The sequence below is a fragment of the Rhizobium sp. BK399 genome (assembly GCF_014194695.1).
In the GTDB taxonomy this organism is placed as follows: domain Bacteria; phylum Pseudomonadota; class Alphaproteobacteria; order Rhizobiales; family Rhizobiaceae; genus Rhizobium.
This window is the reverse complement of record NZ_JACIAH010000001.1, coordinates 270478-296106: the sequence shown is the minus strand read 5'-3', so window position 1 is coordinate 296106 and position 25629 is coordinate 270478. Positions and strand designations below refer to the sequence as shown.

Genomic DNA, 25629 nt, shown 5'->3' with positions numbered 1-25629 from the left:
ATTTCCGGAGATTGTATCTCGGAAAATTAAGCTTCGTCGCCTTCGAGGTCGGCTTCCGGATCGAAGAAGTCTTCCGGACGAAGAGCGTCTTCGTCAACGCCGTAGATCGCGTCAACCGAGTTAAGAGTTTCGCCCTTGGCCTGACGCTCAGCTTCGTCAGCCGAACGGGCGACGTTGAGCTCGATGTGGATTTCGACTTCAGCGTGGAGCTGCAGTTCAACCTTGTGCAGGCCGATCGACTTGATCGGCGTGTTCAGGTGAACCTGGTTGCGACCGATGTTGAAGCCTTCGGCAGCGAGGATCTCAACGACGTCGCGAGCAGCGACAGAGCCGTACATCTGGCCGGTTTCGCCAGCCGAGCGAACGACGATGAAGGACTTGCCGTCGAGAACGTCAGCGACCTTCTGTGCTTCCGACTTGCGCTCGAGGTTGCGAGCTTCGAGTGTTGCGCGCTCGGATTCGAAACGCTTCTTGTTGGCTTCGTTGGCGCGGAGAGCCTTGCCGAGCGGCAGCAGGTAGTTACGAGCGAAGCCGTCGCGAACCTTTACGGTTTCGCCCATCTGGCCGAGCTTGGAGATGCGTTCAAGAAGAATGACTTCCATGTTCGTGTTCCTTTCGTGTCTCTAGATTTTTGTATCTGTCTGTTTGGGGGCATCAGCATCCTTGTTCGGGGTCAGCGCGATCGCCTTGCGGGTATCGCTCAAGCCCAACACGAGGATGAAAAAGGCTGGCACCATCACGATCAGCGATGCCAGGTAGCAGAGGATCAGCGCCGGCAGGCGCCAATCCTTGCCGCGCGTGCGGAAGTGCAGCGCGGCGAATCCGGAAAGCAGGAAGCCGGCGCCGAAGGTGCCGACGACAGTTGCTCCGATCATCGCCGCCATGCCGCCGAAGAAGGTGGCGGCAAGGCCGACGAGAAAGACGAAGATCGAATTGCGGTTCATTCGCAGCGCCGAGGGGATATCCTCGCGCGGGCGCAGACCACGGCCGGATGCGCTGACGATCCGGGTTGCGATGTAATAGGCGGCAAACAGCATGACCACCCACATGCCGCCCTGAATAGCGGGCAGCATGAGCAGTACCAGCGCCTTGGTTTGCGCGGTCACGGCCGGATCGGGCGAGAACTCGGGCTGCTGCTGTGCAAGCGAGCCGAACAGCACGTCGACCAGCCGGTCGATCAGTTCAGGACCGTAACCGATCATCACGCCGACGACGATGACGGCGATCGTGACCAGGCCGCAGAGATGCAGCAGGATATCCGAAAGCGGATACCAGGCCATCAGATGCTCAGGGCCGCCAAGTTCGGACGCGGGACGGGCGAGATTTGCAAGGTGGCTGAGCCAGCCAGCCGGCAGCAGCGTGACCAGCGTCATCATCAGCGTGAAGGACGGCGAGATGGCGATCGCACCGACGACAGCGGCGGTGACGACGGCGGAGATCGCCGCCATGTTGCCCCAGCCGAGGCCGACGAGAAGAATGGGAAGGGCAGAGGCCGCATAGAGAACCGCACTGAAAGACGGCTGGAGGCTTGCGCCGAGCACTAGAAGTGCGGCGGTCAATCCGGCGAGTGCGCCGATGCCTAGCGTTTTTGTGTTCAGTTGCTTCACGGTCGCTGTCCTGCTTCATCAAGCAGTTAGAGGGCGTTTCCTGAATCGATTTCAGAAAGGCCTCAACATGGGTTTTAAGAGTTCCGATCCGCGCCCATCGCGAAAGGGAGAAGGGAAGGCATTGCTGCCTTCCCTCGATTTGGTCTCGTCAGCTGATTAAGCGACGACGTACGGCAGCAGGCCGAGGAAACGGGCGCGCTTGATCGCCTGGGCGAGTTCGCGCTGCTTCTTCTGCGAAACAGCCGTGATACGGGAAGGAACGATCTTGCCGCGCTCGGAAATGTAGCGCTGCAGGAGACGAACGTCCTTGTAGTCGATGCGCGGAGCGTTTGCGCCGGAGAACGGGCAAGTCTTGCGACGACGGTGGAACGGGCGACGAACCGGTGCGGAGGAAGATTCAGACATTCTCAGTTCTCCTTATGCACGGTCTTCGCGCGGAGCGCGATCGGGACGCGGGCCACGCTGGAAGTCGCCGTCACGACGCGGTGGACGATCGCCGAATTCGCGGCGCGGGCCACGGTCGCCGCCTTCACGCGGGCCGCGGTCGTCGCGGTCGCGCTTCTGCATCATGGCAGACGGGCCGTCTTCGTGCTTTTCAACAGCGATCGTCATGTAGCGCAGGACGTCTTCGCTGATGCGCATCTGACGTTCCATTTCCTGCACGGCAGCAGCCGGCGCGTCGATGTCGACGAGAACGTAGTGAGCCTTGCGGTTCTTCTTGATGCGGTAGGTGAGGGACTTGAGGCCCCAGTTTTCTACGCGCCCGACCTTGCCGCCGTTAGCTTCGAGGACACCCTTGTACTGTTCTACGAGGGCATCAACCTGCTGAGCGGAAATATCCTGTCGGGCAAGGAATACATGTTCATAAAGAGCCATGACAGCTTTGCCTTTCTTGCGTTTATTCAACCCGATATTCGGCGGCTAAGCCTCAACGACTGCTCCTGATTGGGCGAACCCAGGCAAGAAAAGCGTTCCGAGACGGTCGAGAGCGGAGACACGGGAGGCTGGAACGCTTCCGTTCCGAACGATTTCCCGTGGGAAACCGGCCCTCCGTTCAGCCACCAGCCAGAAGACCGGGTTTGCGAACAGGGCGGCTTATACGGATTTTTGGCGGAAACGCAAGAGCGTCAGCAATGTTCTCGCTGCGAGTTCAGCGAAGGCAGTCCCGCTTTGCGCAGCCCGTCGACGAAATGGTCGTAGTGACTGGGGTCGACGTAGGGCGTCAGGATCTTCCAGTAATGCTCGAGATCGGCAGGAACATTCGCCAGGATCTCGGGTATCAGCCGTCGAGCTTCCTCTTGGCGGTTGAGCTGCCCCAAGCTTGCGAGAAGCACGACGCGGTTGAAATAGGCGCGCCTGAGCGACAACCCACGTTCGGAATAGTGAATCGCTTCCTCGTAGTTGCCGAGGTGATAGTGAGACAGGGCAAGGCGATCGAGGATGAGATAGGCAAGGGGATCATGCGGGCTGAGCCGCAAGGCCATGTGGAGAGGATCGTAAGCTTCCGCGAAATTGCCCGTGAAGATTCTGGCCCATCCAAGACCCATATGCGCCAGGGCGAAATTGGGGTTGAGGTCGATCGCCTGCTGCGCCTCTTCTACTGCGGCAGGCGCATTGTGGGCGACGAAATGGCCAAGACACATTGCGTAGTGTGAATAGGGGTCGCGCGGATCGAGTGCGACCGCGCGCTCCGCTTCTGTCCGAAGTTCCGTGCTGTCCTTGTCGACATCCTCGCTGAAACCGTGGAAGCAGCGTGCGTAGAGGGATCGAGCGAGCATCATGTGGCCACGCGCGAATTCGGGATCGAGCTCGATGGCTCGCCGATGCCAGGCTATGGATTCGATGAAATGCTCGGCGGTATCCTGGGCATTGTGCAGCCAAGTGCCGCGCATATGGCTCTCGTAGGCGTCGAGATTGTCCGTCGTTCTGAGCAATGCCCGGCGGCTCTCGCCGATCAGGATTTCCGGCTCGATGGCGCCGACGACATTTTGAGTGAGTTCGTCCTGAATGGCGAAAATGTCGGCGATTTCGCGGTCGTAGCGCTGCGCCCAGAGGTGAACGCCGGTCTCCGCTTCGATCAGCTGCCCGGTGACGCGAACCCGCGTTCCCGACCGGCGTACGCTACCCTCGACGAGATAGCGGACTCCGAGATCGCGGCCAATCTGCTTCACGTCGACCGCGCGCCCCTTGTAGGCGAAGGACGAATTCTGGGCGATGACGAAAAACCAGCGGTAAAGCGAGAGCGCCGTGATGATGTCTTCGGTGAGGCCATCCGCGAAAAACTCCTGCTCGGGATCGTCCGACATGTTGACGAAGGGCAATACGGCGATCGAGGGCTTGTCAGGCAGCCTGAGTGGCCCGCCGAGCGCTCCCGCTTCCACAGGGTCTTCGCGACTCCAATGTACCCGGTGGACCGGCACCGGGCGCGGGATGTTCTTGAGAGTGCGGTCTCCCATCGGAATGAGTGGGAAGTCGAGTTTTCCCTCGATCTGCTGCCGCAGCGCGCCGGAAATACAGATGCCGGAAGGCAGCGCCACCTCTTGAAGACGCGCCGCGACATTCACGCCGTCGCCGAGCAGATTGTCTCCCGAGACGACGACATCGCCGAGATTGAGCCCAAGGCGAAACTCCATGCGCCGGTCAGGCGGCAGGTCTGCATTGCGGCGATTAAGGGCGCGTTGGATGGCGACGGCCGCGCGTACGCCCTGCACCGCGCTGTGGAATTCCGCCACCACGCTGTCTCCGGCGCTGCCGAAAATCCGTCCGCCGTGCTCCTGCACGAGGTCGCCTATCGTGGCGTTGTAGATGCCGAGTGTCGCAAGCGCATCCTCCTCGTTGGTTGCAACAAGGCGACTGTAGCCGGCGACATCGCCGGCAAGTATGACTGCGAGCTTCCGTTCCACGGAATAAGCCCCCGCGCTCGGCACAGAGCCCTACAAAACTAGCCGAATTGCACAAGTCGGAGAAGCGGAAATTGCCGTATCGGCAAAGTTGTCGAAACTTGTCGTTGTGATGTTTGCGGGAGACGATCTGGCCTTCCTTGGCCAGATCGTGGCTGTTTGTACCGCAGCCTAGATCGGCATCGGGTACTGGCGATGAACCGTCTCGATTTCAGCCAAGACGTCGTGCGACAGTTTGAGATTGACAGAGCTCAGGTCAGTATCGAGCTGGTTCATCGTCGTCGCGCCGATGATCACCGATGCCATGAAGCGGCGGTGTAGGCAGAAGGCGAGCGCCATCGCAGCCGGATCGAGCCCGTGACGTGTGGCGATGTCGAGATAGGCCTTCGTTGGTGCTTCCTGCAGAGGCTGCAGACGGCCGCCAAGATCGCCGTTGATCGAACCGCGCGAGCCTTCCGGCTTCGCGCCGTCGATATACTTGCCGCTGAGGATACCGCCGGCTAGCGGGGAGTAGGCGAGCAGACCGACATCCTCGTGATGAGACAGCTCCGCCAGATCCAGATCGTAATGACGATACAACAGATTATATTCGTTCTGGATTGTGGCAACGCGCGGCAGACCGAGCTGCTCGGCAAGCGTCAGGTACTTCTGGGTGCCCCACGTCGTTTCGTTGGAGAGGCCGAAGGCGCGAACCTTGCCCTCTTTCACAAGGGCGCCCATTGTTTCCAATGTCTCGGTGATATTGGCGATGGCCTTGGCGTGGTCCTGCTTGAAGGGGTCGTAGTGCCAAGCCTGACGGAAATGGAAATGCCCGCGGCTCGGCCAGTGAATCTGGTAGAGGTCGACATAGTCGGTCCTCAGGCGCTTCAGGCTTGCCTCGATCGCGAGGCGAATGTTTTTCGCGTCGGCACCGTCGCCGTTGCGGATATAGGAACGGCCGGGTCCGGCGACCTTCGTGGCGAGCACGATATCCTTGCGCTTGCCCGTCTTCTGGAACCAAGTGCCGATATAGTCTTCAGTCAGGCCCTGGGTCTCCGCGGAAACCGGCGTTGTCGGATAGAGCTCGGCCGTATCGAAGAAGTTGACGCCCTTCTCGACGGAATAGTCCATCTGCTCGTGTGCCTCGATCTCCGTGTTTTGGGTGCCCCATGTCATGGTGCCGAGGCAGATTTCGGACACGGAAATATCGGTGCGGCCAAGTTTCCTGTATTTCATCTGAAAGCCTTGAAAGTGATCTGGAAAAGAAATGGTCTGGAAGGGCGGCGCAAATCTAGACCGGAATTGCGCAAGCGCAAGGGGGATCGCGAAGGTTTCTCGCGCCCGCAAAAGCCTTGGAACGCGGGCCTCCGGCACTTGACTCTGCAGGAAAGAATGTCAATTGGAGGCGAAATAACCAGAGGTCCATTTACGAAGGACGTAGGATGACCATCGCTTTCACATTTCCGGGTCAGGGCAGCCAGACTGTCGGCATGGGCAAAGAACTCGCCGAAACCTTCGCTGAGGCACGCGCCGTCTTCCAAGAAGTCGACGAAGCGCTGGGCGAAAAGTTGTCGGAGACGATGTTCAACGGACCGGAAGACACGCTGACGCTGACGGCGAATGCGCAGCCGGCCCTGATGGCGGTCTCGATGGCGGTTGTCCGTGTCCTCGAAGCCAAGGGCGTCGACCTGAAGGCGAAGGTCTCCTATGTCGCCGGCCATTCGCTCGGCGAATACTCCGCGCTTTGCGCCGCAGGCACTTTCTCGCTTGCCGACACCGCACGCCTGCTTCGCATCCGCGGCAATGCCATGCAGGCCGCCGTTCCGGTTGGCGTTGGCGCCATGGCTGCCATCATCGGCCTTGAGCATGCTGACGTCGTAGCGGTCTGCGAGGAAGCCTCTGCCGTCGGCTCCTGCCAGATCGCCAACGATAATGGCGGCGGCCAGATCGTCATTTCGGGTGAGAAGGCGGCTGTCGAAAAGGGTGCCACGATCGCAACTGAGAAGGGCGCCAAGCGCGCGATCCTGCTCCCGGTCTCCGCTCCCTTCCATTCATCGCTGATGGCGCCTGCCGCCGAAGCGATGCGCGAAGCTCTGGCCGGCGTGAAGAAGTCCAGCCCGGTCGTGCCTCTTGTCGCAAACGTGCGAGCTGCGCCGGTGACCGACGCCGACGAGATTGCCAAGCTGTTGGTGGAGCAGGTGACGGGCCAGGTCCGCTGGCGCGAGACGGTCGAATGGTTTGCGGCCAATGGCGCAACAACACTTTATGAGCTCGGGTCCGGCAAGGTTTTGACCGGCCTTGCGCGCCGCATCGACAAGACGGTGAATGGCATCGCGGTCAACACGCCCGCCGATATCGACGCGGCGGTTGCCGCCCTGATGGCCTGATTGATTTAACGAATACAAGGAACACTTCCATGCTCGATCTTTCCGGCCGCAAGGCTCTGGTCACCGGCGCGTCCGGCGGTATCGGCGAAGAAATCGCCCGCATCCTCCACAAGCAGGGCGCGATTGTCGGCCTGCACGGCACCCGCGTCGAGAAGCTCGAGGCGCTGGCCAACGATCTCGGCGATCGCGTCAAGATCTTCCCGGCGAACCTTGCTGACCGCGATGAGGTCAAGGCGCTCGGCGTCAAGGCCGAAGCCGATCTCGAGGGCGTCGACATCCTCGTCAACAATGCCGGCATCACCAAGGACGGCCTGTTCGTCCGCATGAGCGACGAAGACTGGGATAACGTCATTGAGGTGAACCTCACCGCAATGTTCCGTCTCACGCGCGAGCTGACCCACCCGATGATGCGCCGCCGTTATGGCCGCATCATCAACATCACGTCGGTCGTCGGCGTCACCGGCAATCCCGGCCAGGCGAACTACTGCGCGTCCAAGGCGGGCATGATCGGCTTCACGAAGTCGCTTGCTCAGGAGATTGCAACCCGCAACGTCACGGTCAACTGCGTGGCACCGGGCTTCATCGAATCCGCCATGACCGGCAAGCTGAATGACAAGCAGAAGGAAGCGATCATGGGAGCGATCCCGATGAAGCGCATGGGCACGGGCGCTGAAGTCGCCTCCGCGGTCGCCTATCTCGCTTCGTCGGAAGCCTCTTATATGACAGGCCAGACGCTGCACGTAAACGGCGGCATGGCCATGATCTGAAACGGTAAACTGCCTTTCGAGGCGGTTTTCGCCGCAATAGCGTGTTGACCAACCCGGTGGGGTTGATTTTCTGGCTTTGCGGCAGACTTAAACCGTGTTAAGCGGGCCATGACTGTGAACAGTCTCCCGAGAAAGCAGACGGACCGGCGGGCTTTTGTGCAAGCCTGGGACATTTCTGGTAGCCGGGTTCAAAGAGTTTGCCGAGGGTAGCTTCAAGGGGCGCCGCAGGCTGAAACAGGGTAGGGATGTCACAAGGCATTCTGATCAGACATAAGGTCGAGGAAACCGACATGAGCGATATCGCAGAACGCGTAAAGAAAATTGTTATTGATCATCTTGGCGTGGATGCCGACAAGGTTGTCGAAAGCGCCAGCTTTATCGACGATCTGGGCGCTGACTCGCTCGATACTGTCGAACTGGTCATGGCGTTCGAAGAAGAATTCGGCGTTGAGATTCCGGACGATGCAGCTGACTCGATCCTGACGGTCGGCGATGCCGTGAAGTTTATCGAAAAGGCCCAGGCTTAATCCTGAGCATTTGAGAAAGGGCGGACCCGGAGTCCGCCCTTTTTATTTCTGGCATGGTTCTCCAAGAACAAAAAAGGCGGGGGAATGCAGTCGATGAGACGGGTCGTAATAACAGGTACCGGCATGGTATCGCCTTTGGGATGCGGAACGGAAGTGACGTGGTCCCGCTTGCTTGCGGGTCAGAACGGCGCCCGTCTGGTCACTGAGTTCGAAGTCGACGACCTTCCTGCGAAGATTGCTTGCCGCATTCCGGTTGGCGACGGTAGCGACGGCACTTTCAACGCCGACGACTGGATGGAGCCTAAGGAACAACGCAAGGTCGATCCCTTCATCATCTACGGCATGGCAGCGGCCGACATGGCGCTGAACGATGCGAACTGGCACCCCGAGAGCGATGAGGACCAGGTTGCGACCGGTGTCCTGATCGGCTCCGGCATCGGCGGCATCGAAGGGATTGTCGAAGCTGGCTATACGCTGCGCGACAAGGGCCCGCGCCGAATTTCGCCGTTCTTCATTCCCGGTCGCCTGATCAATCTCGTATCCGGCCAGGTATCGATCCGTCACAAGTTGCGCGGTCCGAACCACTCGGTGGTCACCGCATGTTCGACCGGCGCTCACGCGATCGGCGATGCCGCCCGTCTCATCGCGTTCGGCGATGCCGACGTGATGGTCGCCGGTGGCACGGAATCCCCGGTCAGCCGCATCTCACTGGCTGGTTTTGCCGCCTGCAAGGCGCTCTCGACGCAGCATAACGACGATCCGACCAAGGCGTCGCGTCCCTACGACAAGGATCGCGACGGCTTCGTCATGGGCGAGGGTGCCGGCATTGTCGTTCTCGAAGAATTGGAACACGCCAAGGCGCGCGGCGCCAAGATCTATGCCGAGGTGGTCGGTTACGGTCTCTCGGGTGATGCCTATCACATCACGGCCCCGTCCGAGAACGGCGAAGGTGCGCAACGCTGCATGACGATGGCGTTGAAGCGTGCCGGGTTGACGCCTGCCGATATCGACTACATCAACGCCCATGGCACATCGACGATGGCCGACACGATCGAGCTCGGTGCGGTCGAGCGGCTGGTTAGCAATGCAGCCTCCAAAATCTCGATGTCGTCGACGAAGTCTGCAACAGGTCACCTGCTCGGTGCCGCTGGCGCAATCGAGGCGATCTTCGCAACGCTTGCAATCCGAGACAATATTGCGCCTCCAACGCTCAACCTCGACAATCCGGAGCGCGAGACCGCGATCGACCTCGTCCCGCATACGGCGCGGCAGCGGGAAATCAACGTCGCCCTGTCGAATTCTTTCGGATTCGGCGGCACGAATGCCTCGTTGGTGCTTCGCCGCTACGTCGCCTGATCTCAGGTGTTGACGTCCTGGCAGTGGGGCTGCACCTTGCGCGGCGTGGCCCCACCTGCATTTTGCCGCATTGCTTAGCAAGAAGCGGGACTTGAGGCCAAGTTTAGAGGATTGCCGGTGAACGATACGAACCAGAACAACGGGACGATCGGCGAAGAGAGCCAGCAGACCCAGAGTGGGCCGATTATTCCCAAGTCGCCAAGCGAGGCGCTTCGGCCGGAACGCGTGCCCGAGCCGCCGAAGCGCTCGAAGAAAGCGCGCAGCCAGGTTATCATTTTCCTGAATTTCCTGATGACGCTTGTCGTTCTCGGTTGTGCAGCCGCCGTCTTCCTTTTCTACTACGCGATCTCGACGTACCAGAACCCTGGGCCGCTGGAGACGAACACAAATTTCATTGTGCGAAACGGCGCTGGCGTGGCCGAGATTGCCGCAAGTCTTGAGCGCAACAACATCGTGTCGGACGCCCGTATCTTCCGTTACCTCACTGCAACGCATCTGGATGATGGCGAGAGCCTCAAGGCGGGTGAATACGAGATCAAGGCACATGCTTCCATGAACGACATCATGGAATTGCTGAAATCCGGTAAGTCGATTCTGTACTCTGTCGCGTTCCCTGAGGGCCTTACCGTCCGCCAGATGTTCAATCGTCTGAACGAGGACGCCGTGTTGGAAGGCGACCTGCCGGCCGTGGTCCCTGCAGAGGGAAGCCTGCGTCCCGATACCTACAAGTTCTCCCGTGGAACGAAGCGGGCAGAGATCATCGAGCAGATGGCGGCGGCCCAGCAGAAGCTTGTCGATCAGGTTTGGGACAAGCGCGATCCGTCGCTGCAGCTCAAGTCAAAGGATGAACTGGTCGTCCTTGCTTCGATCGTCGAAAAGGAAACCGGTGTTCCCGACGAGCGCGCCCATGTTGCCTCCGTCTTCCTCAACAGGCTGGGCAAGGGGATGCGGCTGCAGTCCGATCCGACGATCATCTACGGGCTCTTTGGCGGCGATGGAAAGCCGGCGGATCGTCCGATCTATCAATCGGACCTCAAGAAGGAAACGCCCTACAACACCTATGTGATCAAGGGCCTTCCGCCGACGCCAATCGCCAATCCGGGCCGAGACGCGTTGGAGGCTGTCGCCAATCCGTGGAAGACGCAGGATCTCTACTTCGTTGCTGATGGTTCCGGCGGTCATGTTTTCGCGGCCACCCTTGAAGACCATAACGCCAACGTCAAGCGCTGGCGCCAACTGGAAGCTGCGAAGGGAGCAGACCCCAATATTGCGGTCGACGGACAGCCGGAGAGCCAGACGCAGCCGGAAACGCCTGCTGCGCCTGCTGCCCAAAAGAAAAAGAAGACCAACTGATTTTGGAGGCTCGCATGGCTTTGCAGTCCATGACCGGTTTTGCGCGGCGTGAGGGCACCAGCGGCCGCTGGCGTTGGGCCTGGGAACTGCGTTCGGTTAACGGCAAGGGTCTGGATCTGCGATTGCGCCTTCCACCCGGGCTGGAGCGCATGGAGAATGATGTCCGTCGTCTTGCCGCTGAGCACTTCAGCCGGGGCAACATGCAGGCGTCGCTGTCGGTGTCTGCCGGCGAAAGTCGCGTCGAGACGGTGCTGAACCAGGAAGCACTTTCGGCTGTGTTATCCTTGCGCGACCAGCTTGGTGGCATAATCGATCCCACGCCACTGCAGTTGGATACACTGCTGGGCATCAGAGGTATTGTCGAGTTTCGCGAGACCGAAGATGGCGACGAGGCCATCGCAGCCCGCGACAAAGACGTCGTCGAAGGGTTGCTTGCCGCTCTTGCCGAGTTGCGGCACATGCGTGAACTGGAAGGCGCCGCGTTGTCGCGCGTGCTTCTGGATCACGTTTCGACGATGGAAGCACTGACGCTGACGATCGAGCGTGACCCCTCCCGTTCTCCCAAGGAGATTGCCGAGCGGCTGGCGGCTCAGGTGTCTCTGCTCCTGGAGGCGTCGGCAAAGCTCGATCGCGAGAGGCTGCACGCCGAAGCGGCGCTGCTCGCCACGAGAGCCGATCTTCGTGAAGAGATCGATCGTCTGAAGGCACATGTGGTCGCTGCCCGAGACCTCCTCGGCAAAGGCGGCCCGGTCGGGCGTAAGCTCGATTTCCTTGCACAGGAATTTAACCGAGAATCGAATACCATCTGCTCCAAGTCGAATGCCGCGGCTGTCACGGCCGCCGGCATCGAGCTGAAAGTCGTCATCGACCAGTTCCGCGAGCAGGTCCAGAATCTGGAGTGAATTATGAACCCGGCCCAGTCGAGCACACCAACGAAGATCGCCCGGCGCGGGCTGATGCTTGTTCTGTCTTCGCCGTCCGGGGCAGGCAAGTCGACGATTGCCGGCAACCTCCTCCGGGACGACCATAGTCTCGAAATCTCTATCAGCGTTACGACGAGAGCCAAGCGACCGAGCGAAATCGCCGGTAAGCACTACCACTTTATCACTGTGCCCCAGTTCGAGAGGATGCGCGACGCGGGCGATCTGCTCGAGTGGGCGGAGGTGCACGGCAATTTCTACGGCACGCCGCGGGAGCCGGTGGAAGCCGCTATGGCTGAAGGCCGCGACATGCTCTTCGATATCGACTGGCAGGGCGCTTTGCAGCTTCAGGACAAGATGAAGGCCGATATCGTCTCGATCTTCGTGCTGCCTCCGACAATGACCGAACTGCAGTCGCGCCTGCATCGTCGCGCTGAAGATTCGGAAGAGGTTATTCGCACGCGCCTTCTAAATTCTCGCGCAGAGATCGAACGCTGGCGGGAATATGACTATGTCATCGTCAACGACGATCTTGACGAGGCGTTTCGCAACGTCAGCTGCATCGTCAATGCCGAACGCGTCCGCCGAGACCGGCGCCACGGTTTGTTCGATTTCGTCAACGGGCTGCTGACCGAAGAGCCGAAGCTCTAAGCCAGCAGGTCGATCCAGTGATGTTATGGGCTCAACGCGAGCCCGGTGTCGGCCGTTCCAATACCTTGCAGGCCTGGCCTACCGCTCCAAGCGGAGGCAGCTTAGAGACAATTCGCCAGTCGAACAAACTCGACGACCGAAAGCGTTTCGGCGCGTCGCTGCGGGTCGATGTCAGCGTTGTTCAACAAGGCCTCGCCTCCGAGAGGCTTCAGGCTTTGCCGCAGCATTTTGCGGCGCTGGCCGAAGGCAGCGTGCGTGATCCTCTCCAAGGCGGTGACAGAGCAAGGGATCGGGCTCTCGTTCGGCGTCAGGTGGACGACCGTCGACGTGACCTTTGGGGGAGGCGTGAAGGCCTGCGGTGGGACGTCAAACGCCATACGCGCATTCGTACGCCATCCGCAGAGTACACCCAGCCGTCCATAGTGGTCGCCGTCTTCCGTTGCCACGATGCGCTCGCCGACCTCCTTCTGGAACATCAGCGTCAGCGATTCCCAGAAGGGGGGCCATTGCTTCGGCAAGATCCAATTGACCAGCAACTGCGTCCCGACGTTATAGGGCAGGTTAGCAATGATCTTCACCGGGCCTTCAGGAGCCAAGGTCTCGAAATCAGTCTTCAAGGCGTCGCCTTCGATGACCTCGAGCCGTCCCGGATAGTGGTCCGCAATCTCGGCAAGAGCAGGCAGACAACGAGAATCGCGTTCGACGGCGATCACCTTCTTCGCGCCAAGTGCCAGTATGGCGCGCGTCAGGCCACCCGGACCGGGGCCAACTTCAAAGACGGTAACGCCTTCGAGCGAGCCAGCCGTTCGCGCGACCTTCTGGGTCAGATTTAGGTCGAGCAAGAAGTTCTGGCCGAGCGCCTTACGTGCATCGAGGCCATGACGTTGAATGACGTCGCGAAGGGGCGGAAGCCCATCCAAGGCAGCCATTAACGGCGCCCTTCTGCGGTGCGCCCAAGGTGGCCGGCCAGCTTCAGGGCCGCGACAAGGCTGCCTTCGCGAGCAAGCCCCTTACCGGCAATGCCGAACGCGGTCCCGTGATCGGGCGAGGTGCGCACAAAGGGCAATCCAAGCGTCACGTTAACGGAATCGTCGAAACCAAGCGCCTTTGCGGGTATCAGGGCCTGGTCGTGATACATGCAGATTGCGACGTCGTACCGCGCCCGAGCTTCGTCGTGGAACATGGTATCGGCGGGCAGGGGGCCGATCGCATTGATGCCTTCGGACCGCAGAAATTGGATGGCGGGCCTGATCACAGCCTCATCTTCCTTGCCGATCGTGCCGTCTTCACCAGCATGCGGATTGAGTCCGGCAATCGCGAGCCGGGGCTGCTCAATGCCGAAACGGTGTCGGAGATCGGCGTCAGCGATCCGGCAGGTCTCGATGATGAGTTCTGCCGTCAGAGACTGAGGCACGTCCTTGAGGGGGATGTGGATTGTCACAGGAATGGCGCGGAGCTTCGGACCGGCGAGCATCATCACCGGCATCACCGCCTGTCCCGTTGCTCGTGCGGAGAGATCCGCCAGAAATTCGGTGTGTCCGGGGAACGGGAAGCCGGACTCGTAGAGCACCGACTTCGCAATCGGATTGGTGACGACGCCAAGCGCCTCGCCCGATATCGTCAGCGCGACGGCAGTCTCGATCGCAGAAATCGTGGCCTTCGCTGTTGCGACGTGGGGCTTGCCTGCCGCGACCTCGACGCCTGCAGCTACGGGCAGCACGGGGAGGGCATCGGCAAAAATGGCATCGGCATTGGCACAATCGGTCTCGCGAATGGCAACCGTCACGCCAAGCAGCTTGGCGCGCAAGGCCAACACATCGGGATCGCCGATAAACACGAATGGAGGGAGCCCAAGCTCCCTGCGTCGCATCCAGGCCAATAATGTGATGTCTGGCCCGACACCGGCCGGGTCACCCTGGCTCAGCGCAAGGGGGCGCGAGAATGAGATCGACATCGTGCTCAGGGACGCATGATCTGCGCTTTTTTGCGCAGCTCGTCCATGTATTTCTTGGCGTTGGGGTTGTCCGGAGGGGCGTTCTTATCTGCCTTCGCCTTGTCGAGATCCTCCTGACGGAACACCATTTCCGCAGCCTGGTCGTCCGACACCTGGCGCTGGCTGCAGATTGCGATGTATTCGACGCCCCTGTCGGTCACGCGCGTCGCCGTCGTGTTGCCCTTGGCCTGTTCCACAAGCGGCTTCCATTCAGCCGGAAGTTCAGGGGCAAGAACGCGACCGAGGTCGCGGACCGATACGTCCCGCATCGTTGCTGCGAAGACCTTTGCCTGATCGCAACCTGGATATTTCGACCGGGATGCTTCGGCTTCGCTCTTGCGCTTGCCGACGATGCCTTTCTTGCTGGCGGGGACGACGAAGATCATCTGTTGCAGAATATACTCGGTGGTTTCCGGCTTCTGCTTATTCTCCATCATGCGGGCAACAAGGTCGGAGTTCGACATACGGTTGCTTGAGCCGTAACGGGCATTGACGAGACGCGGCCAGCTCATCTGTACCGCAATGAAGGCCTTAAAGTGGTCGACACCAACGCCGGCGCGATCGAGAATCTGCGTCATCTGATCAGTCGTCAGCTTATTGCCGGTGGCGAACCGCGCGAACGATGCATTGACGTCATCTGTTGAAACCGACATGCGCACGCGCGAGATTTCCTGCTGCTTCAGCGTTTGCTCGATCAGCTGCTCTTCAGCCGCCTTGGCATCCGCCTTCTGATGCTGGAGCCGAAGGAAGGCCTGGCGCTTGGCGACATCACCGCTGGTAATTGCGGTGCCGTTGACAACCACACGGACTTCGCTTGCAGCAAAGGCAGAACCCGTCTGAGGCGTGGCAAAAGCCGCCAGGATCGCGAAAGCCGCGCCGGCAATCATCGTTGTTACGGTTTTTCTTGCGCCAATCATATCGACCCTTCCCATTGACGCCGCGCGTTCACGTTGCGGCGCACATACCTTCCCAAGACCAAACGGGTGGTGCCGCTCTAAACTGAAAATTCAGCATATGCCCTAGATCTCAACTGGCGACAATGTCCTGCATAGTCTTACGGCGAAAGAAAGGCCCTTTCTTTCGCCGTAAGCAGAACTGCCCATCAATTCTGGTAGATGCTCGTGCTGGTATCTACGGGACCGCCAAGGTTGATGTCGCCGAGCGTCCGGAAGGTCAACCTGGCACCGATGCTCCAGTCACTAGCGGTTTCCGCAGTGGTGTCACGCTTCTCGCTATAGGCGATCGTAAAGATCGTGCATTCGTCCTCGTAGGTCAGACCGAATGTCTTCCTAACGAGGCTATTGTCCTGAAGATCCCACGCGATGCCGCCAAATACCGACCAATAGTCCTTGAATTTAACAGAACCCTTCGCCTGGATTTCATCGTTGTCTTCGGCAAAGCCATACTCCGGCTGCGCCGAAACGTGCGTATAGATCAACTGGCTTTGGAAATCGTCGTTCTGGAAACCTGCTGTCAGGTCGCCGCGGCGGAAAGCCAGGCTCTTCTCGTCAAGCCGATAGGAGGCGGCGAGTGCGAGGCCCTGCGGCGTCTCGATGCCGCCAAGCCCGACGAAGTCGGAGACGTCGCTTTCCAGACCGGATTCTGCACCGACATTCACCAGGTCGGCAGTGTCGAAGGAGTTTTGACCGCCGAGTTGATAGGACTGGCCGAAAATCCCGTGAAGTTTGTAGCCGTTGTCAAACGTGCCGGTGTACTGGAAACCGACATTGGCGCGCGTGCCGCCTTCAATGCGGTCGTAACCAGAGAACTTGTCGCGCTCGAAAAGATTGGTCGCATCGAAAACGAAGCTCTGTGCGTCTTCGTTTGGAAGAGCACCGGCAAGCCGTTCGTCAGGTCGAGCATAGATCTGAACGATGGGTTCGAAGAGGTGCGTGCTGTTTGCTGTCGTCCCGAGGATCGGGTAGCGCATCTCCAGCCCGGCGGTAAACATCGAACGCGTCGCAGCGTTGCTGTCATCGTAGTTGCCATCATAGACAAACGTGCCAGAGGTCGGCGGTGCTGTCATGTTCAACGCCAAGGCGTCACCGCGCGCAGCGAGCAATGGGGTGATAAGGAAGCCTTCGGGCGTCACAAAAGTCCGCTTCCATTCGAGTTCCCCCGTCAGGCGCGACGTCTGCCCGTCGAGACCACGGAATCGGTCGAAGCCGGCGACACTGTAGAAGTCGTCGTGGGAACGCGACAGGTTCGTGAAGTTGACATCGGCGGAGAGTTCACCCCCGGCTAGCGGCTGCGGCGCTACGAAGTGATAGTCCATCACCGGATAGACGATCGCCTGCTGCTTCTCGGCGACATCGTTCGGATCGGCGTTCTGCACATCGAAATAGAACGACCGCAGATCGAAATAATTCCGCTTGCCGAGGCCCGTCAGGTAAACCTGGTTTGTCTTCGTCGAGTAATCCAGACCTTTAAGACTATAGGTACGGGCAAAGTTATTGTCGCTCTGCACCATAACGTCCCAACCGAACGCCCAGCGCGGGTTGATTTGGAAATCCCCCTTAGATGCAACTACGCCTCGGAAGTCTTTTTCGGCGTCACTGGTGCCCGGCGTGAAGGTCCCCGGGCTCGCCTGATCTATCCCGGCCATCCGCAAAATATGCGTGCCGTTTTCGTACCGCTGGCGATATTCCGCGTCCAGCAGGAAACCTTGGGTAGTGTAGCCCGTGCCAGTCACCGTAACATCGCTGCTCGGCGAGATGACATAATAATAGGGAACAGAAACGCCAAAGCCGAGATTTTGGGCCGTTACGTAGCTCGGGAAAAGGAAGCCGGATTTCCGCTTCACTGTATTGTCCGGAACTTCGATCCACGGAACGTAGGCCAGCGGTTGTCCGAGGAGCTCAAAGCGCGCCTTTTCGAGGCGAATCGTATGCTTGACGCCGTCCTGGATGACTCGTTCGGCCTTGACCTGCCAGAACGGAGGTTTTTCCGGTCTCTCGGCGCACGGCAAACAGGCTGTATAAACGCCCTTGTTCAGGATCATTTGCGTGCCGCCAACGCGCTCGCCGGTTTCGGCTACCAGGCGCGTATTGTCGGCGGTCTCAATTCTGAGCGCGTTTACGAAGCCGTTTCCGAAGTCGTCGGTGACGTCAAGTTTGTCGGCATACATTCGATTGCCGTCAGGGCCAACAAGTTCAACGTTTCCAAGCGCCATCAGGCGTCTGGTCTGCTGATTGTACTCGACGCGCTGCGACACCATCTTGTAGCCGGCGTAATTTATTTGCACGCCGCCAATGGCCGAAACGATCTGTGAGTCCTTGTTATAGACCAGCTCGTTTGCAGACAGAATCAGCTTCTGGTCGTCCGAAACGTTCGGCTTCATACCTTGCAGGGCATCCTGTGCGAAGGCAGCAGGAAAGCCGTTGGAATAGGTAGACAGAGCTGCGCCTACGAGCAGGGCAACCAACTGTTTACTAAAAGTCTTGCGGTCGCCTGCCGCCACTAGCCATCCTCCTGATGAAGCAGAATTGTTGCACCCAAAGCCAGGGCAACGGTGACCGGAATCCACGTCGCCACGAAAGGCGGGACAACCCCACTGCTTCCGAATGCTTTTACAAGCACGGTGACCACATAAAGCACGAAGCCTGAAAGGATTCCACCCAGAATCACTGACCTCGATTGGTTGAACCGGCTAAATTTTAGGGACACTGTTGCAGCAATGAGAGTCATGGCCACGAGCAACAGCGGTTGGGACAACAACGAATGAAATTGGGTCTCGAGTGCCTTGCTCGGAATCCCGAAGGATTTCGCAGCGTCAATTCGCCTCGAAAGGTCAAAAAATCCAACAGTTTCAGGGGCTGTGAGCCTCTGCTGGACAAAATCTTGTTTCAGATTGGTGCGGACTCGCACCTCATCCTTGCGCACGGCGACTTCGCCCGGGCGACGCTCCACAACATTCTTTAGAAGCCAGTAACCATCTTCCAATTTTGCCGAAGCGGCGTCCTGTCTCAGGATGATGTGATCGGACGAATCGAAATGCACGAATACTGCATCCATTAGCAGCGTGCCGTTCTCGAGAATCGTGTGCGCGCCTATGACGGCATCGTCGCCACCGCTGATCTGGCGAATCCACGGAACTTGCGGGGCGGTGTTCGAAGCCGAGCCTTCTCCGCGCCAGTTGCTTTCGACGATGGCGGCCTGGCGTTGCCCCCACGCAGCCAGCGGATTGAGAACGGTCATAACCAGAACGCCGAGCAAAAAGGCGCCAGCAAGGAAAGGCGACATGAACTGCCAAACCGAGACGCCAGCGGCGCGCGTCACGACCAGTTCGTATTTTCTATTGAGGGCAATCAGAACCGTCATGCCGACGAAGAGGGCAATGAAGGGAACAGTCTGCTGCAAAATGAGCGGCAGGCGCACGGCGGTCATCACCAGGCCACCGGTCACGGTATAGCCGGGAAGACCCGAGAGGCGACCCGCCGTCTCGCTGAAATCGACGAGGTAGACGATGCCGATCACGCCAAGGAAGAACCACATTGTCGTCAGCAGGTAGCGGCGGAAAAAGTAGCGACCGAGCGTTCCGAAGATCATGCGCTGCCTCCCGCTGACGGATCGGCTGAACGCTTGAACAGCTTCTGCCAGAGCGCGGCGATCCGGTCGCTGACCGTAGACACAATCGATAGACGTTTGTGAAGCGACAGAGACGCGATCGCGAGCACGCTGGCGATCACAGGAATCGAATAGAGCACACCGATATACTCAGGATCCGTGTCGATCTGATTGGCGGCATAAAACGAGGCCCAGCGAATTGCGAATGCGAACACGAGTGCAGACACCATCGGATGCAGCCGGGCTTCACGGTGGGAACGCGCATCGCCGGCAATCGCGAGCGAAATCAGTGCAAAGACCATCGGCAGAACCCAATCCGTCAGGCGCCGATGCAATTCGGCTCGGTAACTGCCTGGTTTGGCGATGTAGTCCTTATCGTTCGGATCTGGATTGAACAGGAACGGCAGCTCGCGGTCGGAGGCGCGAAGCGTCGCCTGGCCACGGTTCTGTGTGAGGTCGGAAAGGTCGAAGGAGTAGGAATCGAAACGAATGACGGAGACTTCACCAGTCTGCGTTTTGCGGTGAACCTCGCCGTCATGCATGATGAGCGACGTACCCTTCTCGTCAACGGCGCCCTCGCGTGCATAGTAGATGAGCTCGAAAGCAGGATCGCGTTCATCGACGACGAACAGCCCCTTGAGCACACGTCCGGCCAATCGCTCCGATATCTGCACGTAAAGACCCGTATCGATGCGGCGGAAGTTCTTTTCTTCGATCACCGTGGAAAGCAGATCTGCGTAGGCGGCGGCCACCATCTGGCGAACGCCGGTCTTGGCCTTCGGCTCGACAACGTTGTCTACGAAAAAAGAAAAGGCGCTGATGATCGCTGCAAGAATCAGAATCGGTCGCAGGATGATTCCGCGCTTGGCGCCTGCCGCATCGATAACGGTCAGTTCCGAATCATTGTTCATGGTCGTCAGTGTCTGCGTGACGCCGATGACAATTGCGAAGGGTAGCACGATCGGAATAATCGAAGGGAGGATCAGTGTCGCCAGCTTGGCAAACGATCCCATCGACTGGCCGCTATCAGTCACCAGATTGACGCGCTGCAGGACCTGAGTCGTCCAAATGATCGCGAGCACCGGCAACAGGGCAACGAGAAACATCTGGCCAACGCGCCGGAGTATATATGTTTCAAGCAGTTTCATTCATGCCCTTGAACGCCATTTGCGAACCGATGCCGCTGCGCAGCGAAATCCATCTACGCTCTTTGGTTCGCTTTTGCGACAAGGCAGCGTCGAAAATTCATTCAAATTTCAGATTTTTTTTTGCCCTGTGGCGAATCGGTGAGTGCAAGAAAACCTGCAAATATAACGACGGACGACAGCCATCCGAGGACTACGTCCGAGAGATAATGCGCGCCGAAAGCAACGCGCATCGCAGGCGCCAGGAAAGAGATGGCGGCGAGCGGCAGGGCAAGCGCGGTACGCGCCGGCTGCGGGAGCAGGAAAATGAGACAGAAGACCCAACCCGCGCCAGCGGCTTCGCCTGAGATGAACGAGCAGTTCGCCATGCACTTTCCAGCCATCGAACCCGCCTGTACGAAGTCGAGGTGGCCGCCGAAGTCCACTGTCTGGTAGGGCCGTGGCCGTCCCCAGTATGCCTTGAGGACGAAGTTTACCAAAATCACTGGACCGATGATCAGGGAGGCGAGCGCCACCTTGAAGGCACGGGCGCGTACGGCATTGAAGGTGGCTCCATAGTGCCAATAACACGCCGCAAGCTTCCAAAGCATGATCAAAGCGATGGCATACGGGAGCCGGAGGAAGAGAGTTCGCAGGAGCGCGAGATAGGTCTCTTGCCGGTAGGGGAAATGGCCACAGAATTTCCCGATGGCAGCGTTGGCGCAGCTTTCCTGAACAAAAAAGTGCGCAGCGGCGTAGATATCGATCTCGGGAAAGGCATTGAACAGGGCGAGGAGGCCCCACCAGAGACAGAAGAGGCCGGCAAATGTACGGGAGGGCGCGGCGCGATCCGATGCAGCGATACGCCAAGGGGGGCGTCCCCCAAATAGTCCAAATGCCGTAAGCAATCTTGCGTTTCCTGTAGACTCAATACGACGGGAGGAATATGCGGCGAAGATGACATCCGGTTAACGAGGTCAGGGTTGGTCAACAGCCATGTCGTCGGGCCAAGGCTTGTCTTCGAGGATGAAACTCGAAATGATCGGATGGAGCGGATTTAGGAAAATCCCACTGGAGAAGATATGTCAGCCAAGTTCGATGTTTCATTTGTGACAACCGCCGAGATCGCCGGGGGATATGCGGTGCTGCTGCAGGGAAGCGGTTCGGATCGTGCCGCAGGGGCCAAGATCGCAGATCCCGCCGGTGTGATCGCCAGGGCCGCAAAGATCGCAGCGTTTTCTGCCAAGCCGACGACCGTATTGGATCTCGTTGCACCGGAAGGTTCAGCAGCGGAGCGGCTCTTCGTCGTTGGCCTCGGCAAGCCGGAGGAACTCACTGCTCACGATTGGTTGAAGGCGGGTGGCGTCGCCGCCTCCAAGATCAAGAAGGCCGAAAAGGTGGTTATCTTCGTCGATGCGCCAGGCGTCGGCGTTGGCGCGAAAGAGGCTGCGGACTTTGCGCTTGGCATGCTTTTGCGCGCCTATAGTTTCGATACCTACAAGACGAAGAAGAAGGACGAGGACAGCAACGGCCGCAATGGGCAGGTCGCCGTGACCATTGTTACGGCAAATGCAGCGGATGCAGCAAAGGCATTCAAGGTTTCGGAAGCCGTTGCCGCCGGCGTCAACCTGGCTCGCGATCTGGTGAACGAGCCGCCGAACGTCCTGGGGCCGGTGGAGTTCGCCGCCAAGGCAAGCGAACTGGAAAAGCTCGGCGTCGAGGTCGAAATCCTCACCGAGAAGGAAATGCAGACGCTTGGCATGGGCGCGCTGTTGGGCGTTGCGCAGGGGTCGGTGAGGCCTCCGCGGTTGGCAATCATGCAGTGGAGGGGCGGCAAGAGTGGAGAGAGCCCAATTGCCTTCATCGGCAAGGGCGTGGTTTTCGACACCGGCGGCATCTCGATCAAGCCCGCGGCCGGCATGGAAGAAATGAAGGGCGATATGGGCGGTGCCGCAGCCGTCACCGGTCTGATGCACGTGCTCGCTGCCCGCAAGGCGGCCGTGAACGTGGTGGGAATCATCGGCCTGGTGGAGAACATGCCCGACGGAAACGCACAGCGTCCCGGTGATATCGTTACGTCCATGTCGGGCCAGACGATCGAGGTGATCAATACGGATGCGGAGGGCAGGCTCGTGCTCTGTGATGCCCTCTGGTATTGCAACGACCGATTCAAGCCGAAGTTCATGATCAACCTGGCGACATTGACGGGCGCCATTCTTGTTGCACTCGGCAATGTCCATGCCGGTCTGTTCTCGAACGACGACGAGCTCTCGGCCCAACTGACAGCCGCTGGCCTGAAAACCAGCGAAAAGCTCTGGCGCATGCCGCTCGGCAAAGAATACGACAAGATGATCGACAGCAAGTTTGCCGACATGAAAAACACAGGCGGTCGACATGCGGGTTCGATCACCGCGGCCCATTTTCTCAAGCGGTTCGTGCAAGACACGCCCTGGGCGCATCTCGACATTGCGGGAACCGCCATGGGTTCGCCGCAGGATGAGATCAATCAGTCCTGGGGATCCGGCTACGGCGTGCGGCTACTCGACGAGCTGGTGCGCACCAACTACGAGTCATGACGGAAGTCCTGTTCTATCACCTTACGGAATCGAAGCTGGAAGATGCCCTCCCGCCGCTGCTCGAAAAAAGCGTCGAGCGCGGCTGGCGGGTCTCCATCCAGTTGAAGGATGCTGCGCGGCGCGATTTCCTCGATCAGCATCTCTGGACATTTCGCGAGGATAGTTTCTTGCCGCATGGCACGGATGAGGGGGACATGGCGGCAAATCAGCCAGTTCTCCTCACGATCTCCGAAGGAAACGCCAATGCTGCGACGGTGCGATTTATCGTCGATGGCGCAGAGCCGCCTGCTGTTGATTCTTACCAGCGGATTGTCTTCATGTTCGATGGTTATGACCAGGAGCAGCTTGAGGCTGCCCGCGCGCAGTGGAAGAAGCTGAAAGGCGAGGGGCACAGCCTGACATACTGGCAGCAGACGCCGGAGCGTCGATGGGAGAAGAAGGCTTGAACTAGCGTAGGCCGGAAGCCATCAGGACGTTGTCAATGAAGTCCCGCTTTGCCTTGGTATATTCCGCGCGCCTCTCCGCATGCTCGCTAGCCAACCCAACCTTGAGCTGCTCGTAGGCGCGTGCGAGCCGGATATCGCTGCGCAGGGCGTCGCGAAAAGCGATCATGCGGTTCCAGTTATCCCCACGATGCTCCACGACATGGACCAGATGGGTGCGGCTCTCATCCGTGACGCCACGACCGAAAATGTGGTCGTTGGGGACAATGTCGTTACCGGCATAGTCATAGCCGATTGCTTTCATGGCGTCGATGCAGCCCAGACCGTCGTCGAGGTGCTTAACACCTACAGCGATGTCGATGATAGGCTTTGCCTTGATGCCGGGAATGGCTGTGCTGCCGACATGTTGAATCTCGATTACCGCGCCGCCGAGTGCTTGGCCGATGGCATGCGCTTCGCTGGCATAGGCTCGCTCCCAAAAGGCATTGGGCTCGGCCAGCGAAACCGTCAAATTCTTCAAGCCAAGGCCGTAAGCCGGATCGTCTCGCATGCCGAACCTCCCTGAAGACCGTGAGACTTCACAATATCACGAGGTTCGGCGTGCTTGAATCAATCGTAGAAAGCCTCGACGAACTTGCGCTTGCCGAGCATGAAGGCATCGGCGACGTGCCGAAGCGGCGCGAGGTCGACATCCGACTTGCCGGCTTTGACGATTTCCGCGAATCGGCGGTAGAGCGCCGGATACTCCTCTTCGGGAGCGGAAAACTTCAGTTCACCGTTGATTGAGAGCTTGGAGCCGCCCTCTGCCAGTTCCATGTGGCCGGCCGCGGTATCCGCAAGGATATCCCAGCTCTGCTTGCCCGTCTGTCGCCAGTCGAATTCGCCATGAACAGGCACGCCATCGGCATTCTTGAAATGCAGATCAGCGGCGATCGGCGCGTCGCGATTTTCCGGGAATTCAAGTGTTGCGCCGGTCAGGAAGATCGCCTTCGGCAGAATGTGAGTGACGATCGACAGGGCGTTGATGCCCGGATCGAAAACGCCGAGACCGCCGGCCTGCCAGATCCATTCCTGGTTCGGATGCCAGTGGCGAACGTCTTCCTTCCAGATGACGTGGACCTTGTTGATGGTCGTCGAAGCCAGGAAGGACTTCGTGGCCTCGACAGCAGCCGCATAGCGCGAATGCCAACTGGCAAACAGCGAAACGCCCTTGCTTGCAGCGAGGCTTTCGAGATCGGCCACTTCGCTCAAGGTGGCGCCCGGGGGCTTCTCGAGGAACACATGCTTGCCGGCCGAAAGTGCCTTATGTGCCGCTTCGTAGCGATACTGCGGCGGCATGCAGAGCGAAACCGCATCGATATCAGGGACGGCGTCGAGCATCGCATCGATCGTCGTGAAACTCTCGATGCCCTCGACGGTGCCGTGACGGCTTGCCGTGGCTACGAGCTTGAAGTCGGAATTCTTGGCGATCGAAGGAAGGTGCTGGTCGCGGACGATCTTGCCGACGCCGACGATGGCGAGGTTGATAGGTGACATGCTGGTGGCTCGCATTCGGTGTTTCGCTCAAAAGTATGACTTATTTTGCGCCTGTTTTAGCAGAAACAAACTGGCGGGCAAGCGTCGATGGTCTATCAAAGAGACGCCATCTCGGCGGGGGCAGTCGGCTTCTTGAATTGCAGCGTTACAACCTTATACCCCTCGACCTCGAGCCTTGAAAGCAGTGTCGGCAGCATGGTCGCCGTGCGATTGTGGATGTCGTGCATGAGAATGATGCCGCGTCCCCGCTTGTGCAGCAGGTCCATCGTCCGCTTGGTCACGGCGGCAGGCGATGTGCTGAAGTAATCCTTGCTGTCCACGTCGACATCCATCACGACCATATCGCGCATTGCAACGGCGGCACGAAGCTGGTGGCTGTCGGCAAGATATGGAAAGCGGAAGAAGTTGACCTCGACTCCCGTCGCCCTGGTGACAGCGGCTTCGCCCCGGGTAATCTCCTTCATCGCCATGTCGAAGGTCAGCGCCGCCAGGTTCTCGTGTCGGTAGGTGTGGCTGCCGATCGCGTTGCCTTCCATAGCGACCCTGCGGGCGAGTTCCGGATGTAACTCCGCCATTTCGCCGACCATCATGAATGCGCCTTTGACGCCGAACTGATCCAGCGTCGCAAGGACACGGTCCGTGCGGCCGGGAATCGGGCCGTCGTCGAAGCTGAGGATGACTTCCTTGTCCTCAAGGCGCAGATCATGGATGGAGGCGACCGTCAGCGTTCGACCAGCAAGGTGATGCTGGAGACTATCGCGAGACATTTGGAGGGGGCTACCTTCGGTTTCCGAGATCTGGCCTTCCGGCGCGACAATTGAGGAGGTTTTGATCGTGGTATCGGGCGCAGTCCGCCTGGCAGATTGGCAGCCGGCGAGGGCCACGCTCAAGATGAGACCGGAAAGGAAGGCGACGCGATGCATGAAAGGGCTCAACAAATCAGT

General features: G+C 59.2%; 25 protein-coding genes. 9 read left to right on the top strand and 16 right to left on the bottom strand.

The window, feature by feature from the left end; translation table 11 throughout:
• Window positions 1-26: 26 nt before the first annotated feature.
• The 6 genes from rplI to FHT97_RS01495 all read right to left on the bottom strand — a co-directional run bounded on the left by rplI (window position 27) and on the right by FHT97_RS01495 (window position 5722).
• Window positions 27-602: a 50S ribosomal protein L9 gene (gene rplI / locus FHT97_RS01520; RefSeq protein ID WP_016553431.1), complete on the bottom strand. Its 576-nt coding sequence runs from the start codon at window positions 600-602 to the stop codon at window positions 27-29.
• 21 nt (window positions 603-623) lie between these two features.
• Window positions 624-1607: a DUF2232 domain-containing protein gene (locus FHT97_RS01515; RefSeq protein ID WP_183859406.1), complete on the bottom strand. Its 984-nt coding sequence runs from the start codon at window positions 1605-1607 to the stop codon at window positions 624-626.
• 156 nt (window positions 1608-1763) lie between these two features.
• Window positions 1764-2012 carry a 30S ribosomal protein S18 gene (gene rpsR, locus FHT97_RS01510; RefSeq protein ID WP_007531286.1) on the bottom strand — a complete coding sequence of 83 codons (249 nt, stop codon included), beginning with the start codon at window positions 2010-2012 and terminating at the stop codon, window positions 1764-1766.
• A 12-nt stretch (window positions 2013-2024) separates the two neighbouring features.
• Window positions 2025-2483, bottom strand: coding sequence for a 30S ribosomal protein S6 (rpsF, locus tag FHT97_RS01505; protein WP_183751568.1), 459 nt, complete (start codon window positions 2481-2483; stop codon window positions 2025-2027).
• A gap of 251 nt (window positions 2484-2734) precedes the next feature.
• On the bottom strand, window positions 2735-4510 hold the full coding sequence (locus tag FHT97_RS01500; protein WP_183751566.1) for an adenylate/guanylate cyclase domain-containing protein: 1776 nt from the start codon (window positions 4508-4510) through the stop codon (window positions 2735-2737).
• 168 nt (window positions 4511-4678) lie between these two features.
• Window positions 4679-5722 (bottom strand): aldo/keto reductase, encoded by a 1044-nt coding sequence (locus tag FHT97_RS01495; protein ID WP_183859404.1) that lies wholly within the window; start codon window positions 5720-5722, stop codon window positions 4679-4681.
• 206 nt (window positions 5723-5928) lie between these two features.
• On the opposite strand from FHT97_RS01495, the gene fabD reads away from it, so the two are divergent.
• The 7 genes from fabD to gmk all read left to right on the top strand — a co-directional run bounded on the left by fabD (window position 5929) and on the right by gmk (window position 12447).
• Window positions 5929-6873, top strand: a complete 945-nt coding sequence (gene fabD / locus FHT97_RS01490) for an ACP S-malonyltransferase (protein WP_183859402.1) — start codon at window positions 5929-5931, stop codon at window positions 6871-6873.
• 29 nt (window positions 6874-6902) lie between these two features.
• On the top strand, window positions 6903-7640 hold the full coding sequence (gene fabG, locus FHT97_RS01485; RefSeq protein WP_183751558.1) for a 3-oxoacyl-[acyl-carrier-protein] reductase: 738 nt from the start codon (window positions 6903-6905) through the stop codon (window positions 7638-7640).
• A 290-nt stretch (window positions 7641-7930) separates the two neighbouring features.
• A complete protein-coding gene (locus tag FHT97_RS01480) occupies window positions 7931-8167 on the top strand; it encodes an acyl carrier protein (RefSeq protein WP_003547058.1) in 237 nt (78 codons plus the stop codon).
• Window positions 8168-8260: 93 nt separating this feature from the next.
• A complete protein-coding gene (gene fabF / locus FHT97_RS01475) occupies window positions 8261-9523 on the top strand; it encodes a beta-ketoacyl-ACP synthase II (protein ID WP_183751556.1) in 1263 nt (420 codons plus the stop codon).
• Between the two features lie 117 nt (window positions 9524-9640).
• Window positions 9641-10876 carry an endolytic transglycosylase MltG gene (gene mltG, locus FHT97_RS01470; protein ID WP_016553439.1) on the top strand — a complete coding sequence of 412 codons (1236 nt, stop codon included), beginning with the start codon at window positions 9641-9643 and terminating at the stop codon, window positions 10874-10876.
• A 14-nt stretch (window positions 10877-10890) separates the two neighbouring features.
• Entirely contained in the window at window positions 10891-11778 is an 888-nt protein-coding gene (locus tag FHT97_RS01465; protein WP_183859400.1) for a YicC/YloC family endoribonuclease, read from the top strand.
• A 3-nt stretch (window positions 11779-11781) separates the two neighbouring features.
• Complete coding sequence (gene gmk / locus FHT97_RS01460) at window positions 11782-12447, top strand: guanylate kinase (RefSeq protein WP_016553441.1); 666 nt, start codon at window positions 11782-11784, stop codon at window positions 12445-12447.
• Between the two features lie 101 nt (window positions 12448-12548).
• Here the strand turns inward: gmk and rsmA are convergent, their stop codons facing one another.
• From rsmA to FHT97_RS01425, 7 genes are all read right to left on the bottom strand, one after another.
• On the bottom strand, window positions 12549-13376 hold the full coding sequence (gene rsmA / locus FHT97_RS01455; RefSeq protein WP_183859398.1) for a 16S rRNA (adenine(1518)-N(6)/adenine(1519)-N(6))-dimethyltransferase RsmA: 828 nt from the start codon (window positions 13374-13376) through the stop codon (window positions 12549-12551).
• Window positions 13376-14401, bottom strand: coding sequence for a 4-hydroxythreonine-4-phosphate dehydrogenase PdxA (gene pdxA / locus FHT97_RS01450; protein WP_183859396.1), 1026 nt, complete (start codon window positions 14399-14401; stop codon window positions 13376-13378). The genes rsmA and pdxA overlap by 1 nt, the downstream gene beginning before the upstream one ends.
• 5 nt (window positions 14402-14406) lie before the next feature.
• Window positions 14407-15357: a peptidylprolyl isomerase gene (locus FHT97_RS01445; protein WP_183859394.1), complete on the bottom strand. Its 951-nt coding sequence runs from the start codon at window positions 15355-15357 to the stop codon at window positions 14407-14409.
• Between the two features lie 185 nt (window positions 15358-15542).
• On the bottom strand, window positions 15543-17900 hold the full coding sequence (locus FHT97_RS01440; RefSeq protein ID WP_183859392.1) for an LPS-assembly protein LptD: 2358 nt from the start codon (window positions 17898-17900) through the stop codon (window positions 15543-15545).
• Window positions 17900-18988, bottom strand: coding sequence for an LPS export ABC transporter permease LptG (gene lptG / locus FHT97_RS01435; protein WP_016553446.1), 1089 nt, complete (start codon window positions 18986-18988; stop codon window positions 17900-17902). Before lptG ends, FHT97_RS01440 begins: the two co-directional genes overlap by 1 nt.
• The gene (lptF, locus tag FHT97_RS01430) at window positions 18985-20154 is read right to left on the bottom strand and encodes an LPS export ABC transporter permease LptF (protein ID WP_183859390.1); all 1170 of its coding nucleotides are present in this window, start codon (window positions 20152-20154) and stop codon (window positions 18985-18987) included. The genes lptG and lptF overlap by 4 nt, the downstream gene beginning before the upstream one ends.
• Before the next feature lie 101 nt (window positions 20155-20255).
• Window positions 20256-20993 carry a phosphatase PAP2 family protein gene (locus tag FHT97_RS01425; protein WP_183860710.1) on the bottom strand — a complete coding sequence of 246 codons (738 nt, stop codon included), beginning with the start codon at window positions 20991-20993 and terminating at the stop codon, window positions 20256-20258.
• 219 nt (window positions 20994-21212) lie between these two features.
• On the opposite strand from FHT97_RS01425, the gene FHT97_RS01420 reads away from it, so the two are divergent.
• Entirely contained in the window at window positions 21213-22706 is a 1494-nt protein-coding gene (locus FHT97_RS01420; RefSeq protein ID WP_183859388.1) for a leucyl aminopeptidase, read from the top strand.
• Entirely contained in the window at window positions 22703-23152 is a 450-nt protein-coding gene (locus tag FHT97_RS01415) for a DNA polymerase III subunit chi (protein ID WP_183751541.1), read from the top strand. Before FHT97_RS01420 ends, FHT97_RS01415 begins: the two co-directional genes overlap by 4 nt.
• A gap of 1 nt (window position 23153) precedes the next feature.
• On the opposite strand, the gene FHT97_RS01410 is transcribed toward FHT97_RS01415, so the two are convergent.
• From FHT97_RS01410 to FHT97_RS01400, 3 genes are all read right to left on the bottom strand, one after another.
• Entirely contained in the window at window positions 23154-23699 is a 546-nt protein-coding gene (locus FHT97_RS01410; protein ID WP_183859386.1) for a GrpB family protein, read from the bottom strand.
• 59 nt (window positions 23700-23758) lie between these two features.
• The gene (locus FHT97_RS01405) at window positions 23759-24685 is read right to left on the bottom strand and encodes a Gfo/Idh/MocA family oxidoreductase (protein WP_183859384.1); all 927 of its coding nucleotides are present in this window, start codon (window positions 24683-24685) and stop codon (window positions 23759-23761) included.
• A gap of 95 nt (window positions 24686-24780) precedes the next feature.
• Window positions 24781-25608, bottom strand: coding sequence for a polysaccharide deacetylase family protein (locus FHT97_RS01400; protein ID WP_183859382.1), 828 nt, complete (start codon window positions 25606-25608; stop codon window positions 24781-24783).
• Window positions 25609-25629 lie beyond the last annotated feature (21 nt).